Genomic DNA, 16,768 nt, shown 5'->3' with positions numbered 1-16,768 from the left:
AACAAATGGGTAATAGTGATAAGTTATCAGCCCAGAGGCCGTTAATTATAGGTATAATAGACAATCCCAAGTATTGGTTTAAGTATCCATTAACTCATATATTAAAGCTTTACCACTAATGAGTAATTCTCCTTTTTTATTTTTGTTTTCGGTGCTTTAAAAATTTTATAAATATCCAGGTAGTACAAATGACAACCGAAAAACCGAAAAATAAACCCTTCGTGGAAATTATCTTTAATGTAGCCCTACCTTCTTGGGTTCTAATGAAGTTTTCCAGTCCTGAGTATTTAGGGGTAGTGGCAGGATTAATCATAGCTTTAGCATTTCCTCTTGGTTATGCCATTTATGATTACCTTCGAACCAAAGCAATGAACCTAATATCTGTATTTGGCTTTTTAAGTACCCTCTTAACCGGTGGCATTGCATTGTTTGAGCTAAGTGTTCATTGGCTCGCAATAAAAGAAGCCTCTATACCGACTTTAATCGCTGTGTTTGTCGTGTTCTCTAGTGTGTATGGTAAGCCTTTAATCGCAAAATTATTATTGAATGAATCGATATTTAAGGTCGATCAGATATATGAAAAACTTTATACATCAGGGAATACTGAGGCATTTAAAGCTAAAATTGGCTTTGCTAATAACTTATTAGCATTAACGTTTATTTTTTCAGCCGTTATGAATTATATATTAGCAAAGTGGCTGGTAACGAGTCCGGCAGGGACCGTTGCTTTTAATGAAGAACTTGGTCGTATGACTTTACTGAGTTACCCAATCATTGCAATACCATCAATGATAATGCTTGGTGGCCTTTTGTTTTATGTTACCAAGGTAATAACTAATTTCACTGGTTATAAATTTACTGATTTATTAGTAGAAAGTGACCGGCAGTAATAGACAATCAAAAAGCAGCTAATGATAGCTGCTTTTTATTGTGTTTTTCTTGCGTTCATATATTAAGTTAACTCTACTTGTTAACTCCTTAATGCTTGCCACTTAGGGACAAATTTCAATACCAACAATCTCATTAATAGTAACACCAGAATCAAGGCAAATGATTGTGACAGCCATTGAGGTAGTACTTCGTGGTGCTCGCCCAACATTGGTGCTACTTCAATATCAAAGTGTTCTACTAAGAAGTCCGTTAAAAAGCCAAACAGTATGGCAACGCCAATAACGCCAGTTAAGTAGGAAACCACGGCGCGCTTGCCTAGCTCACTAGCAACAACGCCAAGTGTCGCTATATTTGTCGCAGGGCCCGCCAGCATAAAAACTAAGACTGCACCTGGTGAAACCCCTGACAACAATAAGCCTGCGGCGATAGGAGTTGATGCTGTCGCACAAACATACATTGGAATTGACACTAAAATAACCACAAGCATCGCCAGTATGCCGCTGCCCCACTGACTAAAGAAACTTACCGGTACATAAGTTTGCACAATAGCTGCAAAACCTAAACCAATTACAAGCCAAACGGCGGTATCACTTAATAATTTAGTACAACTAAACGCTATCGCCTGCTTTAATCTGGCAACTACCGATGTTTGGGTAGGGTCAGCTGTTTTTGTGCTACAACAGCTATCTGTCGAATTAGCTTTTTCTAGTCTCTCTGACGCTTTCACTGGCTCTGTTACTGACTCTTTCGCTAACACTTGTGCTAAGTCTTGCTGTGTTGCTGCCTGAGGTTTTGATGAGCAACATGACGTTTTACTTTCCACGACAGGTTTAGCACAACAAGCGCTTTGTTCAATTTTTTCGGCTTTATCTTCACAGCAGGAATTATCACTCGCTTGCTCTTTTATCTCGTGTTTCGCTGAGTCTTGCTCTTTATCTCGACCGACCAATACGCCTGCGACAATGGCACTGGTTATAGCAGCAATAGGTCTGATAACGGCCATGAAAGGACCAAGTAATACATAGGATACCGAGATAGAATCAACACCCGTTTCAGGAGTAGATACTAAAAAAGCGGTGGTAGCACTTTTAGAAGCGCCCGACCGTCTAAGCGCTAGCGCAGCTGGAATAACGCCACATGAACAAAGTGGCATAGGTGCGCCAATCAGAGCTGCTTTTATGGTGGTATATAAACCTTCGCTGCCTAAGTGTTTATTTAAAAAGTCTTTCGGTAGATAAACATTAATGATGCCTGCAATCAGCAGTCCCAACATCAACCACGGCGCGGATAGTACAAATAGTTGCCAAAAATTACTGAGTAATAGCATCAACATTCTCCAAAGCAGATAAAATTGAGCAGTGTGTTGCTTCTTCTTCACCACCACAGCAAGCATCAACGAGTAGCGCTAATGAGCTTTGAAAACGCGCTAGTTCAGCAATTTTATTATTCACTTGCTCAAGCTTTTGCTGAGTAAACGATTTAACGTCAGCACAGCTATGACTGGCTTTATCAACCTTAATTGATAATAACTCATTAATTTCATTCAAGCTAAAACCAACCGCTTTCGCACGAATAATAAATTGCATCACTTTTAGTGCTTCTTCATTATAAAAGCGATAACCATTGTCAGCGCGACTGGTTGCGGTTAATAACTTATGCTTTTCATAATATCTTAAGGTATCTGTCGATACCGATAACTTTTGGGCCAACTCACCAATTCTATACATAATATGTCCTTTACTAAACGCGATAGCAGCGTGCCTATAACTGAATATCATACAGTATAAAGCTTGGAGTTAGCTCCAAGGTCAAAGTTAATTTTAACTTTACCAAGTTTATTTTATTTGATCTGGTGACAATACCTAACCTCAACTCTGGATAATGAATGTTAATTTTTATAAGTACTTATTTATTATCAACCACATAGCATAAACACCTATGCTATAAGTTTATTTATTCGTCTCAATATTGATAGTTTTGGTGATAACAAGGCGGTATTACGTAGCCAATAACTGGTTATTGGTAGGAATACCAACACTGATATCGCCTAAAATAGCTTTTTGAGTAACTTTGCTTATCCAGAGTTGAGGTTACCTAAGTAAACATCAACTAGCCGTTGAGTTTTCATTGCCCAGTACTCGATTAGCCTATGGCTACCTAATAACCGCGCATTGGCCAACTAAGCAACGTTTGTCACAATTATCAGCGTGCAGCAGTACACTATTTTTATTTGTCAGGTTATAATGAGCGCTTATCAATTTTTAAACAAAAGGCTTCCTCGGCAATGGAAAAACGTTTTATTACTGCGCAAGAATTATTAGAAGATTCATTTCGTTTAGCTGCTAAGGTATTTGAAGATGGCTTTCGTCCACAATTTATCGTCGGTATTTGGCGTGGTGGTGCACCTATCGGTATCGCTGTGCAAGAATACTTTGATTTTAAAAAAGTAGAAACGGATCACATTGCTGTTCGTACCTCGTCTTACTACGGTATTAACCAACAAAGTAAAGAAATTAAAGTGCACGGTTTACATTACATTATCGAAAATGCCAATGCTGATGATGGCTTATTAATTGTTGATGATGTTTTTGATTCTGGCCGTAGTATCCAAGCTTTAATTAAGCAGTTAAAACAGAATATGCGCAACAACATGCCAAAAGATGTTCGTGTTGCCTGCCCTTGGTATAAACCGCAAAACTCAAAAGTCGATTTTGCCCCTGACTACTTCATACATACCTCGGAAGAATGGTTAGTCTTCCCACATGAACTCTCTGGTTTGACGCCTGATGAAATCATCAAAGGTAAAAAAGATTTAGTAAATATTCACCATTTATTAGTTTAGTTAATCGCGACTGATACCTTATTAAAAAGCATGTCATTTTGACATGCTTTTTTGTTTTATAACCCCTAAGCTGTATTTCATGAGTTTTTTGTTCATACTGGCTTGGTCACTTTCCGTGTCTGGGGATAGCCTTCTCTTTATCTTTTAGGTATTAACAGTATAAATACCACTGTGCTTCTATTACCATTCAGTTCACTCTCACATTAAAAGCTAAATAAACACATGGCAGAGAATATCGGCTTGGGCTGTGATCAGTTCACCTTCGCAGTGTACATTGCTAACCGGCCTAATATGTTGGAATACCAACAGTTATCAAACATCACACCGTTAACAACAAGTGAAATTTTCACTATTGGTCAAGCGTGCGGTAATGGATGGCGCAAGGTATTTAATGTTTATGCAAAGTTGTTGTTTGCTTTAGAGCCAAAAGTATTCCCTTTCACCCAACTTGCGCCAACTTGGCAGAAATACCGTGATGATTTTTTATTGCAAAACAACAGCCAAACCACGTTGCTCTTTAGTGCGCCATTATTGTCGCCTCAAGTAGATAAACAACAAAACACCTTGCACATTATTTGCGGTAAAACCCATGCAAAAAAATTGATTAACTCGGGAAAGTTGGATTGTCAGTTAACGTGGTTAGATGATGAGTTTGCTATCGATAGGGTAAATAAGCTAGTGGTCTGTCCTTACTTTGATTACCGCCAGTTATCAAATAACAAAATTGAACGCTTAGCGACGCTACTACTGGAGCTTAAGTTAGGGCTAAGTTAGCGCTAAATTAGAACTAACTTAATCGCTAAGTTAGTTCTGGCTCAACTGACCACTTTTTCTCAAAATAGCGCGCTGAAACGCTCAGGTTTCAGTTTTAGCTTTAGTCTTAGTCTTAGTCTTTATATTAGCGTGATGTGCAAAACCGACTTTAGTTTATCGCTAACAATTCAATATCAAAAACTAATAATGAACCCGGGGTTATTTTACCGGCAGGGCTATTGCCATAACCAAGGCTTGAAGTGATATAAAAACGTGTTTTTTCACCAACAACCATCAACTGCACACCTTCGGTCCAACCTTTAATCACTTGATTTAAGCCAAAACTAAGTGGCTCGCCTCTATCGACTGAGCTATCAAATACGCTGCCATCAAGTAAAGTGCCATGATAATGTACTTTTACTTTTGACGATGCACTTGGGTGCTCAGTGCCGGTACCTGGCGTTAACACTTTGTACTGTAGGCCGGAAGCTGTTTCTATCACCCCTTCCTCGCTTTTATTCGACTGTAAAAACATATTACCTGCCATAATGTTTATCTGCGCCGCTTCTTTATTGGCGCTTTGCTTCATCAGATAAAAGACCACAAAACCGATAATAATAACTAGTAATACAAACTTACCCATTTGATAACACCCTAAAGTTTACTTATTGAAAAGTTGCATACTACTTAAATACTAATGAACTTACCAGTTCAGAGCATTCATCTATTGGAACTGACGACTTTAACGATAAGCTACCCAAGTACTCATCGTTAAAACATAAAGAAGCCATAAATATCAGCAGTGATATTTATGGCTTCTATCTATGGCAACAAACTAGCGTCTAGCGATTAAAATTGATACTTATCCGCTTTGGCTAATAGTTTTTTCACGGTAAGTTTATTGTTGGCACAAGCATTAATATCTGTTTTGTTAAAGACCAATATTTGATCTTTGTAACCCCTACTCTGTTTAGTGCCCGCACCTTTAATAATTAAACTGACATGCTCTTTGCTTGGTATTGCTTGTAAGCCATTTCCGTATAAACATAACGTTTCCACTAAGGTGTTATTGAGAGCACTAAAGTGGGCAGTTCTGGCTTTAGTTTGTGCCACTTTTTGCTGTTTGAGCTGCTTATTCAATTTAGTGGTTTTTTTATCCAGCTGAACTTTATCGGCCTTTAAAGTGACTCGTTCTTTTTCAAGTTTTTTTAACTCGGTGTTCAGATCAGCTTTATCACTTTTTTCTGCACGCTTTAACTGGTAATGAATGTCTTTTTCTTGACGGGCAATATCTCGCATTTCGTAAGCAATGTCACGCTGCTCACTATGCAGTTCTCTAGCACCCTCTCTTTGTTGCTCAAAAACTTCAATCACATGTGCAAACTCATCCTCATGATCTTCAAAGGCGATAACAAAATCTTCATCATTGCTAATAACAATTTGTTCAATACCTCTTACAGAGCGTACGGATGGTACTGATGATACCATTTGAAAAAACTGGTGATGAGATGAACCGCCATGCGCTGATTGTATAGTAAAGATTGCGCCTTGCCCTTGTAAGTAAACACTATCAATTGAGCGAATCAAAGTCCTGTCTGAATTTTGTGGCCCTTTTGCCGATGACATCATAATGTCATTCATGATACTGAGTTGTTTTTGCAAGTTATCATACTTTTCAGTACCCTGTGCACTATAAGCACTGAAGGCTAATAGCATAGTAGAGCTGAATAGCGCTATTCTTGCTTTAATTTTCAACGTATTACTGCGCGCAGCAGGCTTGGTAAATATCTTTGTTTTTTTCATCATAAGTTTCCCCTTTATGGCTTATCTCGGTAATATCTTGATTATATTTACTTAAAATTATCTTTTTTCAGTTGAGCTTTTATAACAAACCTTAACAATCGACCTTTATAGTTACCCTTTATAGTTAATAGGCGTTGCCGAATTATGCTCAATGTTGCCAATTTGCTTTAGGCTGAGCTGTTGAAAGCCAATCTCGCGTTCAAGTTGTTGAAATTTAATTTTCTGACTCAATTGTTCATCTTTTCTTTGTGCATTAATAAAGCTGATAAAGTCGCTCATATCTTCTTTGCGCTCCTTTCTCGACGCGCCAATAACATAACTGGCTAAAGCGAGGTTACTACTTTGCTGTTGCGTACTTAAATCAGCGCGGTAATTCGCTAACATTACTTGTTGCTCTGCGGCAAATTCGCGTAATTTAAGGTTTAATAAGGCTTCTATATCCGTATCACTTTGACTTGCTAGCTCAGCGGCAACTTTTAGCTTAACTTGCTCATCTATTAGCGCGGTAACGCCTTGAGAGAGAACTTGTTGAGCAACAACCTGCTTATTAAACGTTTGCCCGGGCATAAAATTCATCACCACCGTAATAGCAAAAGCTGAACACGCCATAGACAATGCTGGTACACCTAACCAAACACCCCAGTTAATGAGTTTTTTGTGCTTATGCTCATCCGTTGAAAAATGTTGCTCAAAGGCCTGTGCTCTGTGCCAATTTGGCACTTCTTGCTCTACTTCAAGACTTGCTTGCTCAGCAAGGTTTTTACTAAACAATGCTCGTTCATCTTCACTCAATTGAGCATCAACTGGTGTTAACTCAGACATACTCCACCTCTTCTTTTTCTACTAACTCATTGCTTAAGTGCAGTTTTAATTTATCAAGTGCACTATATAATTGTGACTTTGCCGTATTGGTTGATATGCCGAGCTGCTGAGCAATATCTTCAAAAGTACACTGCTGGAAAAACTTTAACTCCACTACCAGTTTTTGTTTTACCGGTAAATATTGCATTGCTTGTAATAGTGCACTGCTTTGTTGTTTTAAAAACAAGTCCTTCTCTAGGCATAACGATTGTTCGTCTTCTTGCTCGGGGGCATCATCAAGAGACTGCATCGGCCGTTTACGTCGGTAAAACTCGAGACAGCGGTAATGGGCAATTTTAAACAGCCAACTTTTAAAGGGACATTCCCCTCTAAATTTCGATAAATTACGAAATAATGCCATGAAAACATCCTGCATTAAGTCCATAGCATCAGCGGGGTTATTCACCATACGTAAAGCGTAGTTATAGATATTTTTCTCATAACGCTTTACCAGTGTTAACCAGGCTGATTTCTTGCCTTTTAGCGCTTGCGCTATGAGCGTTTCATCGCTTCTTTCAAACACAAAGGCTCCCATTATTATTTGTTATTAGCATTTTAGTTAAGTGACTCGGTAACATAAGCTTCATTGTTATATAAAGTAGAGGTTGAAGGGAAAATAGTTTGAAATTAATTAATTTATATTTTCATCAATTCTAATACTCAGAGTATTAAGACCTTACCTATCAAAAATATATCGATAAAACATTGGTTAATCAGCCAAATACAAAAAAGCCCTTCACTGCAAGTAACAGTAAAGGGCTTATAACAATATAAATACCAAACGGATTAATTAATTGGTCTGCTTAGAGTTACATTAGCCAGCTTAAAACAAGTAAAATGAGTTAAACATAGTTCGTCTATATTTCATTCATTTTGTGATGTTATCAGGTTGCTAATGAACTCCCGAAGGGCGAGTTTAAAAGGTCTATATACGGCGTTATTGATTTTGACAAGGGAATAACCATTCTCTTCAATCAATGCCTTGCCTCTAAACCTTTTAATTCTCGCTAAGTGATCAATAAATTGGTCCGATTAGTATAATACGTTAGCGGCTATTAATAAAAATCAGCTAAGCATCTAACAAGCACTATTAAAACGTCATTACCACGCGACCAGTAATTTCACCGTTAAGCATATCGTCAAAAATCTCGTTAATATCCTCAAGCGATTTCTCAATGGTGATTGCTTTCACTTTACCGCGAGCGGCAAAATCTAAGCACTCAATTAAGTCTTTGCGTGTACCAACAATAGAGCCTATAACACTAACCCCATTAAGTACGGTATCAAAAATAGGCAAAGGCATGTCTTCCGCAGGTAGACCCACTAAAACACATTTACCACCACGGCGAATAACCTTATAACTTTGCTCAAAACCACTTTTACTCACCGCAGTACAAATACTAGCATGCACACCACCGGTTTCAGCAAGTACGCGGGCGACAACATCATCACTTTTAAAGTCTAAACAAAGGCTAGCACCCAATTTTTTAGCGAGTTTTAGCTTATTTTCGCCCGTATCAACAGCAATAACATTTAAGCCCATGGCAACGGCATACTGCACCGCTAAATGTCCCAAACCACCAATACCAAAAATTGCCACCCACTCCCCGGGTTTTGCAGTTGAAACTTTCAGCGCTTTATAGGTGGTAACACCCGCACAAAATAAGGGTGCCGCATCGACATAGTTAATACCATCGGGTATCTTAACGACATAATCACCATCGGCTTTACAATATTCTGCATAACTACCATCAACCGAGTAACCAGAATTTTGTTGTGATAAACATAAATTCTCATCACCACTTAAACAGTAGTCACAATAACCACAAGCACTATAAAGCCAAGGAATGCCAACGCGATCGCCGAGCTTTAAATGTTTAACTTGCTCGCCTACTTCGACGATTTCGCCAACGCCTTCATGACCTGGTACTAAGGGCATTTTAGGTTTAACCGGCCAATCACCGTGACATGCGTGCAAGTCCGTATGGCAAACACCACAGGCATGAATTTTAACTAAAACTTCTTGGCTAGATATTATTGGCTTATCGAGCTGTTGAATTTCAAGTTTACCTTTAAATTGATGGATCACTGCTGCTTTCATAAGAGAACTCCTTTCACATTATTATTACTGAAATTAATGTCGCCGAAATAATTATCAACGAATTACCCATCATTCATTGTAAAACTCCTGTGTAATACAAAAGCGATACAGATCAAGGAAAGTACATAAAATGAACTTATTCTGCTAGATGGCTAGTTTGGAATAATAAGGCGTGAGCTCAAGAAGAAAAAAATTTAAGAAAAACATTAACAAACCATAAGAAATATGATTAAAATAGCGACCTTAGTACTATGTCTCCATAGTTTAACTGGATAAAACTGCGGCCTCCTAAGCCGCTGCTCTGGGTTCGAGTCCCGGTGGAGACGCCAAAAGCACTATTCAAGACGATTAACACCATTCAAAAACTTACCGAATCCCATTAAAAATAAGACTCTTAGCTATCCATAGCGATTAATAAGAGTTTGTAACACTCAAGTTTTATAGTAACATCTGAAGTAACATCGCTTACCCCTTACTTTCCGAGTGTTACTATGGCTAAAAAAGTTACCCCACTTACCAACACACAAGTAAAACAAGCTAAACCTAAAGAGAAAGAATATAACTTATCTGATGGTGATGGCTTAATGTTGCGTATAAAGCCCACTGGCTCTAAGTTGTGGCTATTTAACTACTACCGCCCTTTCATCAAAAAAAGAGCCAATATTAGCTTTGGTACTTACCCTGAAACAACACTGGCAGAGGCAAGAGAAAAACGAACTGAAGCTAGAAAGTTATTAAGCAATGATATTGATCCCAAAGAACATAGAGACGCTAAAGAAATAACACAAAAAAAAATTCTGTCTCACACTTTTGAAAACGTAGCAGCTAACTGGTATGAATTAAAAGCCAAGAAAGTGACACCTGACACAGGCGGTAGGATATGGAATTCAATAGAAAATCACTTATTACATGATTTAGGTAAATATCCTATTTCTAGGATATCCGCACCACAAGTAATAGAAGTGCTAAAACCTATTGCCATCAAAGGCAGCTTGGAGCTTGTTAGAAGATTATGCCAACGCATTAATGAAATTATGAATCATGCGGTAAACATTGGCCTTGTCCACGCTAATCCTTTAATAGGAATAAAGGCAGCATTCGATTCACCAACCGGTAAACACATGCCTACCTTAAAGCCTGAAGAACTACCTGAGTTAATGAAAGCGTTAAATTACGCCAGCATAAAAATAGTAACTCGCTGTTTAATTGAATGGCAGTTACACACTATGGCAAGACCTAGTGAGGCAGCAATGGCTAAGTGGACAGAAATAGATTTAGACAATAAAGTATGGGTTATTCCTGCTGAAAAAATGAAGATGAAACGAGAACATATCATTCCGTTGACTGATCAGGTACTTTATTTGTTAGAAAGAATCAAACCTATAAGTGGGCATAGAGAATACATATTCCCAGCAAATAACGACCCTAAGAAACATACCAACACTGAAACAGCAAACAAGGCGTTACAGCGAATGGGCTTTAAAAACAGGCTCGTTTCTCATGGTTTAAGAGCGTTAGCCAGTACTATATTAAACGAACAAGGTTTTGATGCTGATGTTATTGAGTCGGCACTAGCACACGTTGATAAAAACGAAGTTAGACGCGCTTATAACCGTGCTGAATATTTAGAGCGTAGACGTAAATTAATGTACTGGTGGTCAGAGCATATTGAACAGGCTCAAACAGGAAAGTTTAATAAATCTAATAAAGGCTTAGAAGCCATAGGTTAAATTTGTTGGGATAGCTTAAAACTGATCATTTTAAGTAAAAGGTACTCACCTCGGTACTTTCCCAATCAATTTATTGAGGTAGTGAAAGAGGTAATCACATGAGTAAATATAAAAAGGGGTATACACCAGAGGAAGCAGCTTTAATTGCTGTTAATTTGGAGTCATATCGTACATTAGAGAACGCAGAAAAATACATAGATGACGAACTGTGCTTAGGGCATACCACTTGCGTTACGGCTGAACAGCTTAATGAAGCAATGGATATTATAAAAGCATTAAAAGAAGAAACTTGGTTAGTTCATGAAGAGGAATCAAGTAGCTGTTTAGAGATTTACTTACCAAGTTATAACCAACAATTTAATGGTATTTTCGATCCTGATTATTCTCAACTAACTAAAGCTAGTTTAGCTAAATGGTTTGAAGAGGCTGGCGAAATAAACATAAGCAAGATCTTTAAAGGTCCTGTAAAAATTGTTCCTATCAATCACTTCAAACAAGCTTTTACGGCAGAACACGCAGCCCTAATAGCTGTAGGCTTACAGTATTACAGTTCTATTGAGTCAGCACTTGAAGGCCGACAGTACCAAGAGGAAGAGCTTTTTCACGCAAAACGAGTAATAGAACAAGGTGGTGAATATACTGATCTTGAGGTTGACCCTAAGCTTGAAGGCGATTCAATTTATAATGCTACTAATATCAAAGAAGCATTGCTTGAAGAAATAAAAATTGGCTATCAAAATCTAAACTTTAATCTAGTAGCTGCTGATTTCGCAGGCATTGGAATGAATCCAAACGCGATTAGCCCATCAAGGGGGACAGATATTGTTATTGACTGCGAAAAATATGAAAATAAAGATGATATTAAATACGAAGAAACTTTAATAACTAAGCATAGTGTCGCCATTTGGCTTTGGAATCATGGTTATAAAAAATATGCGATTAACGTTCAAGGGAATATCGAAGAAATCATACAAGAAAATACCAATAGGAAAAATGACCTAGCTAAGCTTATTAATAACACAAGTGTAGCAATAGAAGACGGACATTCAGCTGGAACCGATCTCCATAAGAAAAACACACCCATTATGAGAACACCAGAGTCATCATTACTCGCCTCACTAGGAGTAATGGCTTGGCTGTTATCTAAAAAAACTAGCAAATTACAGCGAAATGACAAGCCTAATGCTTCGCAAATAAAAGAGATCGTTGTAACAGTTATTAATGATCTTGGTCTGAATGAAAACACAGATAACAAAATAATGTTCAGTAACTTGAACAAAGATATATCTACCGCACTAAGGCAACTAGAAGGTAGATTTAAGCTTTAATTCATTGGCTAGCCAAAGTCAGCCAAACAATTTTTTGGCTGGCCACCATTCCTATTAGGTTTATCTATATTCTTTAAAAACTCAAACAACACAGAGAGTTTTTATGAATACATATCAAGTTAAACAACAGCCACGAATTTTGCGCCGCCCTGAAGTACTAGAACTTACAGGTTGGTCAAAAAGTACTTTATACAATCGTATTGAATCACATCAATTCGTTAAATCCATATCTCTTGGCCAAAGAAGTATAGGCTTTATTTCTTATGAAGTTGATGCTGTTATTAAAGCCATGTTCCAAGAACAAACACCAGAACAGATCAAGCAGCTTGTTTCAGAGCTAATCCAAAAACGCAAGAAAGTAGCATAGGGGGCAACATGACTTATAAAAATATTTATGAGGTTTTTATCGCACATCATAAGTGCTTTCCTAACTCAAATGCTAAAGGCTATAAACTGCTTGTGCTATTTGCTCAAAAGAGGCGTATCACTCGTGAAGAACTGACCAGAGTATTAGGTGATAGCTTCAGAACAGATATACAAGCTCTTGATGGTGAAGTTAATAATTGTTGGTTAATTCATAGGGGGAATATCAATAATAAAATGCTTTATATAGAGCTTGATGAAAGACACTACTCTAAAGATATAAATATTGATAATAAAGCTAGGTTAGAGCGTAGGAAAAAACTAACAGAGCAATCTTATAAAGAAGCTAAGCTCGGAAGCGCTAGGGAAGAAGCCGCACGTGTTAAAAGATCTGATGCTAGAGCAGCACATTTTTTATCTTTAGGTGAAGCAGCAAATGACCCTAATGTAAAAAACAAAAAGCCTTCAATGGATTAACCAAAGAAGACTTCTTTTAACTAGCTAGTGGTGAAAGTTTGGCGACCGAGCCACTAGCCAATTCGTTAAAGAGTATCCCACAATGAGACAGCTTAATAAATATTCATTGCTAGAAACTTTATTTTCTAGGGGTGATCATATTGATATTATCAAAGGTAAGTTAGTTATCACGCCAGCAAGTGAACAGCCAGTACCTAAAAAATGGCTTGCTGAAAGCTCAACCCGCTTGTTAAGTGAAATAGCCGCTTTGCTTGATATTAATGTTTATATCTACGATGGCTATTCAACGGGATATTATGGCAAACATAAAAGCCCAGGAATGACACTACAGTTAATTAATATATCAACAGGTGAGGATTGCTATTTAACCTTTAATGTTGAACTAAAAAGAAGCCGTACAACTGACAACGGGATAAAAGGTAGTTGCTTGCCTAAAGGACAATTCCGCATAAGCAAAAAATATAAGTTCTACCAATTTTGGCTTTCAACTGGCTTGAGTTTACCGCCAAGATTATCTAGCTTCCATGATTATATGGGCAACCTAAAACAGTGTTATTTCATACCTACTTTTGATCATAGCGCTAAAGTAAAAGAGAAAATCATACCTTTGCTTAACCTTTGTCATGGTGAGGTATTGGCTAGGTTTTCACAACATATCCCATACAACAACCAAACAAGTGACATACAACTACCATACAACAGGCATACAAATATGCCATACAACGACATAGCTCAACCCCATGAATATAAGGGCTTAACAGGTGATGTAACAACGTGTTCAAACAACTACGAATTAAGTAAACAAGGTAGTGCGGTTATAAGCAATCCTTTACCAGTAATTAATAGTATTAATAAGCCAGAAGAACAAACTAATGATGAATGGATAAATGATTGGGAACAAGCATGAAAGCAATATAGTAAAAATAAATATAAATTTGCTCTGTTTAAGTATAAGTTGGAATAATAGAAACACTACGACAATCTAGAAAACTGTATGTTTCCAAAACACAGAATCCAATTACAGCAACTAATAAATTTAAGGGAATAAAATGAAAATAGTATTACTTGCCCTCCTATCTACACTCCTGATAATAAACCCGAGCTTTACCATAGCTCAGAATTTTTCATGTAATTATGGGCAAAAAGCTGCGTGCCTTGATTACAGTGATAAAGTTGTTGATAGTGACTCTATTTGCTACGATAAATATGTGTGTGGGTTTGGTGGTGGAGGTCTCATTTGTAAGAAGAAATATGATGAGTTATTAAGGAAAAACAGCAGTTTGGTGGATGACTACAATGAGTTATTAAGGAAAAACAGCAGTTTGGTGGATGACTACAATGAGTTATTAAGGAAGCATAAAAATTTAATCAATAGTTATAATGATATAGAGGTCGAAAATACAAATCTTTCAAGAAAAAACGAAGAAGTTAGTTCTTGCCTTATCTATGCTACTTCTCTTCAAGAAGCCAAAAATTGTTCTTATTAGAATATACGCTATGAATTTTAAACAACTATTAATAATAGTCATTACGTTTCTGGCTTTAACAGTAAATGCCAAAGATAAAAACTATGGAAGCGCACAAGTATTAGAGGTCACTAGCATCTATGATGGCGATACGTTTAGAGCTAACCTCAAAGGCTATCCTGCTATTATTGGCGAACATATGTCTATTCGCATAAATGGCATAGATACACCTGAATTAAGAGGTAAATGCGACAAAGAGAAGCAACTAGCAAGGAAAGCAAAACAATTCACTGTTGAGCATTTGAGAGCTGCTAAGAATATTACTTTGAATAACATCAAACGAGGTAAGTATTTCAGATTAATAGCTGACGTTTATGTTGACGGTGTTAGCTTAGGCGAGTTACTCCTTAAACAAGGCCATGCTATTCGGTACGATGGAGAAACCAAAAAAAACTGGTGTTAACTAAGCACTTTTTGGGTATTTATCACGTTCGAATGTATCCAAATACATTTCAGCAACTTCTATATTGCCAAAGACCTCAATTATATTGTTCATTGCTTTTCGACTAGCTTCTTCATTTTCAAGTTGATTTGAACTTGCTAGGGTTATCCATGTTTGTGTCAATACACGAGGTGGGTAGTTTTTCATAATCATCCTTAATTACTTGTTGAATGATTAAGGGTAGTTAACATTTGAAAAAATTCAAACTTATAAAAGAAGAACTTAAGCCATTAATAGGGCTATTTGAGGCTAATGTAAAGTAAGTAAAGGTTTTCCCCATGTCATAAAAGGCGAGTAGTTTTCGGAGCCCTTAAAGAAATTATGAACCTAAGAAAATCCTAAGTTTTAATTGCCATTCTGTACTTTCATGATGTTTTCTATTCTCACTTGTATTTCTATAGCATTTTTAATATAAGGTAAAGTCACCGTAGCTCCAGGGGTATATAGATGTAATGTTCCATAATTATACAATCTACCTATGGGCGTAGTGATAAGCTCTATATTATCTACTGTTCTAATCGTTAGTTTGTCATGACGTTTTGTAAAAAAGCCACTAGTTACAGTCACATCTTTATCGTTTAACAATACTTTGATCGTAAAAGGCTTGAATACAACATGTGAATCTTTAAAAATATATAGAACAGGTAAGAGTAATAAACTAAAAAGCGTATCTGTTTGGAATTCTTTACCCATCAATGAAATGCCCATTTTTTTAAATACTAGGTATGTAAAATATAGCCCTATCAATTTAATGATTATTTCAATAAATGCTTCAAACATTCGTGGAAGCTTAATTACAAGTAGTGATTCATCTTTAATCAATGTTAATTCCATTTTACTAGTTATTATTCATTTAGTTACTTAGTTGTGAATTATACAGGAATAGCTAACCTAAAGAACAGCCTGTTTTTCGTACAAGATAAAAATGGTATACTGTAATAAAATTATTACAAACAAGGTTTTTAACATGACAGCAGCTAACAAAACACCTACCAGTAAATACATGGCTGGCGATATAAGGCATTTAATCAATAAAGCCATTCAAGATGAATTAGTAAACTTGCCAGTAACACTCGCAGAAATTAAAGACCCTGTTCAAAGGTTAAACTTCTTAACTAAATTCATGCCTTTTGTATGTGCGCCTATTAAACAAGTTGGTGTGAGTACAGCGCGAAGAGAAGTGGGCGAAGATAGTATATTTTCTCTTTAGTTTTTCGGAGTGAATGACAATGCCTAAAGGTCATCATTACGGCAGAACACAAACAAGGGCTTACACTGGTGAATATCACCGCATAAACGCCAATATTTTTAAGTCATTACTCTCTACACCACTAGGTAGCTATTCAATCAACTCTGAATATCTAAGTGATAACCATTGTAAGCTAGTCTTAAAAGAAAATGAAAATGGCGTTCGTTATGTAACATTCACTATAAACGATAAACAGCACCAAATAGCCTTAAAGCTTGATAATCGAAGCGCAAGTAACAAACTATACATAACTTGCCCTTATTGCCAAAAGCAACGCCAGCACCTTTACGCGATTAAATACGCCTATGCTTGTCGTCAATGTATCGGCTTACATTACGCAAGCCAAAGTGAAAGACCACAAGAAAGGCTTATGAGGCGTATTAGAAAGCTAAGAAAAGAACT

At 37.0% G+C, this 16,768-nt stretch carries 21 protein-coding genes and 1 tRNA gene; 13 read left to right on the top strand and 9 right to left on the bottom strand.

All coding sequences use genetic code 11. The features are described from left to right. Window positions 1-188 precede the first annotated feature (188 nt). Window positions 189-890, top strand: coding sequence for a VC0807 family protein (locus tag F580_RS0100220; RefSeq protein ID WP_019025681.1), 702 nt, complete (start codon window positions 189-191; stop codon window positions 888-890). Window positions 891-970: 80 nt separating this feature from the next. On the opposite strand, the gene F580_RS0100215 is transcribed toward F580_RS0100220, so the two are convergent. Both F580_RS0100215 and zntR read right to left on the bottom strand, forming a co-directional pair. After that, on the bottom strand, window positions 971-2,218 hold the full coding sequence (locus F580_RS0100215; RefSeq protein ID WP_019025680.1) for an SO_0444 family Cu/Zn efflux transporter: 1,248 nt from the start codon (window positions 2,216-2,218) through the stop codon (window positions 971-973). After that, the gene (gene zntR / locus F580_RS0100210; protein WP_019025679.1) at window positions 2,202-2,618 is read right to left on the bottom strand and encodes a Zn(2+)-responsive transcriptional regulator; all 417 of its coding nucleotides are present in this window, start codon (window positions 2,616-2,618) and stop codon (window positions 2,202-2,204) included. Before zntR ends, F580_RS0100215 begins: the two co-directional genes overlap by 17 nt. Window positions 2,619-3,175: 557 nt before the next feature. Here zntR and F580_RS0100205 point away from each other — a divergent pair. Continuing rightward, a complete protein-coding gene (locus F580_RS0100205; protein ID WP_026301151.1) occupies window positions 3,176-3,733 on the top strand; it encodes a phosphoribosyltransferase in 558 nt (185 codons plus the stop codon). A 222-nt stretch (window positions 3,734-3,955) separates the two neighbouring features. Beyond that, window positions 3,956-4,507: a DUF6942 family protein gene (locus F580_RS0100200; RefSeq protein ID WP_019025677.1), complete on the top strand. Its 552-nt coding sequence runs from the start codon at window positions 3,956-3,958 to the stop codon at window positions 4,505-4,507. A 148-nt stretch (window positions 4,508-4,655) separates the two neighbouring features. Here F580_RS0100200 and F580_RS0100195 read toward each other — a convergent pair whose 3' ends face one another. The 5 genes from F580_RS0100195 to adhP all read right to left on the bottom strand — a co-directional run bounded on the left by F580_RS0100195 (window position 4,656) and on the right by adhP (window position 9,251). Next, window positions 4,656-5,129, bottom strand: coding sequence for an FKBP-type peptidyl-prolyl cis-trans isomerase (locus F580_RS0100195; protein WP_019025676.1), 474 nt, complete (start codon window positions 5,127-5,129; stop codon window positions 4,656-4,658). Window positions 5,130-5,335: 206 nt separating this feature from the next. After that, window positions 5,336-6,292, bottom strand: a complete 957-nt coding sequence (locus tag F580_RS0100190) for a hypothetical protein (RefSeq protein WP_019025675.1) — start codon at window positions 6,290-6,292, stop codon at window positions 5,336-5,338. 108 nt (window positions 6,293-6,400) lie between these two features. After that, window positions 6,401-7,111: a hypothetical protein gene (locus F580_RS0100185; RefSeq protein WP_019025674.1), complete on the bottom strand. Its 711-nt coding sequence runs from the start codon at window positions 7,109-7,111 to the stop codon at window positions 6,401-6,403. Beyond that, window positions 7,104-7,673, bottom strand: a complete 570-nt coding sequence (locus tag F580_RS0100180) for an RNA polymerase sigma factor (RefSeq protein ID WP_026301150.1) — start codon at window positions 7,671-7,673, stop codon at window positions 7,104-7,106. Before F580_RS0100180 ends, F580_RS0100185 begins: the two co-directional genes overlap by 8 nt. A 567-nt stretch (window positions 7,674-8,240) precedes the next feature. Further along, window positions 8,241-9,251, bottom strand: a complete 1,011-nt coding sequence (gene adhP / locus F580_RS0100175; RefSeq protein ID WP_019025672.1) for an alcohol dehydrogenase AdhP — start codon at window positions 9,249-9,251, stop codon at window positions 8,241-8,243. A 253-nt stretch (window positions 9,252-9,504) separates the two neighbouring features. On the opposite strand from adhP, the gene F580_RS0100170 reads away from it, so the two are divergent. From F580_RS0100170 to F580_RS0100135, 8 genes are all read left to right on the top strand, one after another. Continuing rightward, window positions 9,505-9,580 (top strand) — tRNA-Arg (locus F580_RS0100170). A 162-nt stretch (window positions 9,581-9,742) separates the two neighbouring features. Beyond that, on the top strand, window positions 9,743-10,981 hold the full coding sequence (locus F580_RS0100165; RefSeq protein WP_019025671.1) for an integrase domain-containing protein: 1,239 nt from the start codon (window positions 9,743-9,745) through the stop codon (window positions 10,979-10,981). A gap of 98 nt (window positions 10,982-11,079) precedes the next feature. After that, complete coding sequence (locus tag F580_RS0100160) at window positions 11,080-12,309, top strand: hypothetical protein (RefSeq protein WP_019025670.1); 1,230 nt, start codon at window positions 11,080-11,082, stop codon at window positions 12,307-12,309. A gap of 103 nt (window positions 12,310-12,412) precedes the next feature. After that, entirely contained in the window at window positions 12,413-12,676 is a 264-nt protein-coding gene (locus F580_RS0100155) for a helix-turn-helix transcriptional regulator (protein WP_019025669.1), read from the top strand. An 8-nt stretch (window positions 12,677-12,684) separates the two neighbouring features. Next, complete coding sequence (locus F580_RS0100150) at window positions 12,685-13,149, top strand: hypothetical protein (RefSeq protein WP_019025668.1); 465 nt, start codon at window positions 12,685-12,687, stop codon at window positions 13,147-13,149. Between the two features lie 82 nt (window positions 13,150-13,231). Then, complete coding sequence (locus F580_RS0100145) at window positions 13,232-14,056, top strand: hypothetical protein (protein WP_019025667.1); 825 nt, start codon at window positions 13,232-13,234, stop codon at window positions 14,054-14,056. A gap of 142 nt (window positions 14,057-14,198) precedes the next feature. Next, entirely contained in the window at window positions 14,199-14,636 is a 438-nt protein-coding gene (locus F580_RS0100140) for a hypothetical protein (protein ID WP_019025666.1), read from the top strand. A 10-nt stretch (window positions 14,637-14,646) separates the two neighbouring features. Then, complete coding sequence (locus tag F580_RS0100135) at window positions 14,647-15,078, top strand: thermonuclease family protein (protein WP_026301149.1); 432 nt, start codon at window positions 14,647-14,649, stop codon at window positions 15,076-15,078. Here F580_RS0100135 and F580_RS0100130 read toward each other — a convergent pair whose 3' ends face one another. Both F580_RS0100130 and F580_RS0100125 read right to left on the bottom strand, forming a co-directional pair. Further along, window positions 15,079-15,264 carry a hypothetical protein gene (locus F580_RS0100130; RefSeq protein WP_157442948.1) on the bottom strand — a complete coding sequence of 62 codons (186 nt, stop codon included), beginning with the start codon at window positions 15,262-15,264 and terminating at the stop codon, window positions 15,079-15,081. Between the two features lie 198 nt (window positions 15,265-15,462). After that, window positions 15,463-15,939, bottom strand: a complete 477-nt coding sequence (locus F580_RS0100125; protein WP_169338286.1) for a PH domain-containing protein — start codon at window positions 15,937-15,939, stop codon at window positions 15,463-15,465. A gap of 145 nt (window positions 15,940-16,084) precedes the next feature. Here F580_RS0100125 and F580_RS0100120 point away from each other — a divergent pair, with 145 nt between their 5' ends. Both F580_RS0100120 and F580_RS26535 read left to right on the top strand, forming a co-directional pair. Further along, complete coding sequence (locus F580_RS0100120; protein WP_019025662.1) at window positions 16,085-16,327, top strand: hypothetical protein; 243 nt, start codon at window positions 16,085-16,087, stop codon at window positions 16,325-16,327. A gap of 13 nt (window positions 16,328-16,340) precedes the next feature. Further along, window positions 16,341-16,768 (top strand): hypothetical protein (locus tag F580_RS26535; protein WP_211215592.1); only part of this gene is annotated, 428 nt, incomplete at its 3' end.

The organism is Colwellia piezophila ATCC BAA-637 (assembly GCF_000378625.1).
GTDB classification, from domain to species: Bacteria; Pseudomonadota; Gammaproteobacteria; order Enterobacterales; family Alteromonadaceae; genus Colwellia; species Colwellia piezophila.
This window is presented reverse-complemented; position numbering and strand designations above follow the sequence as displayed.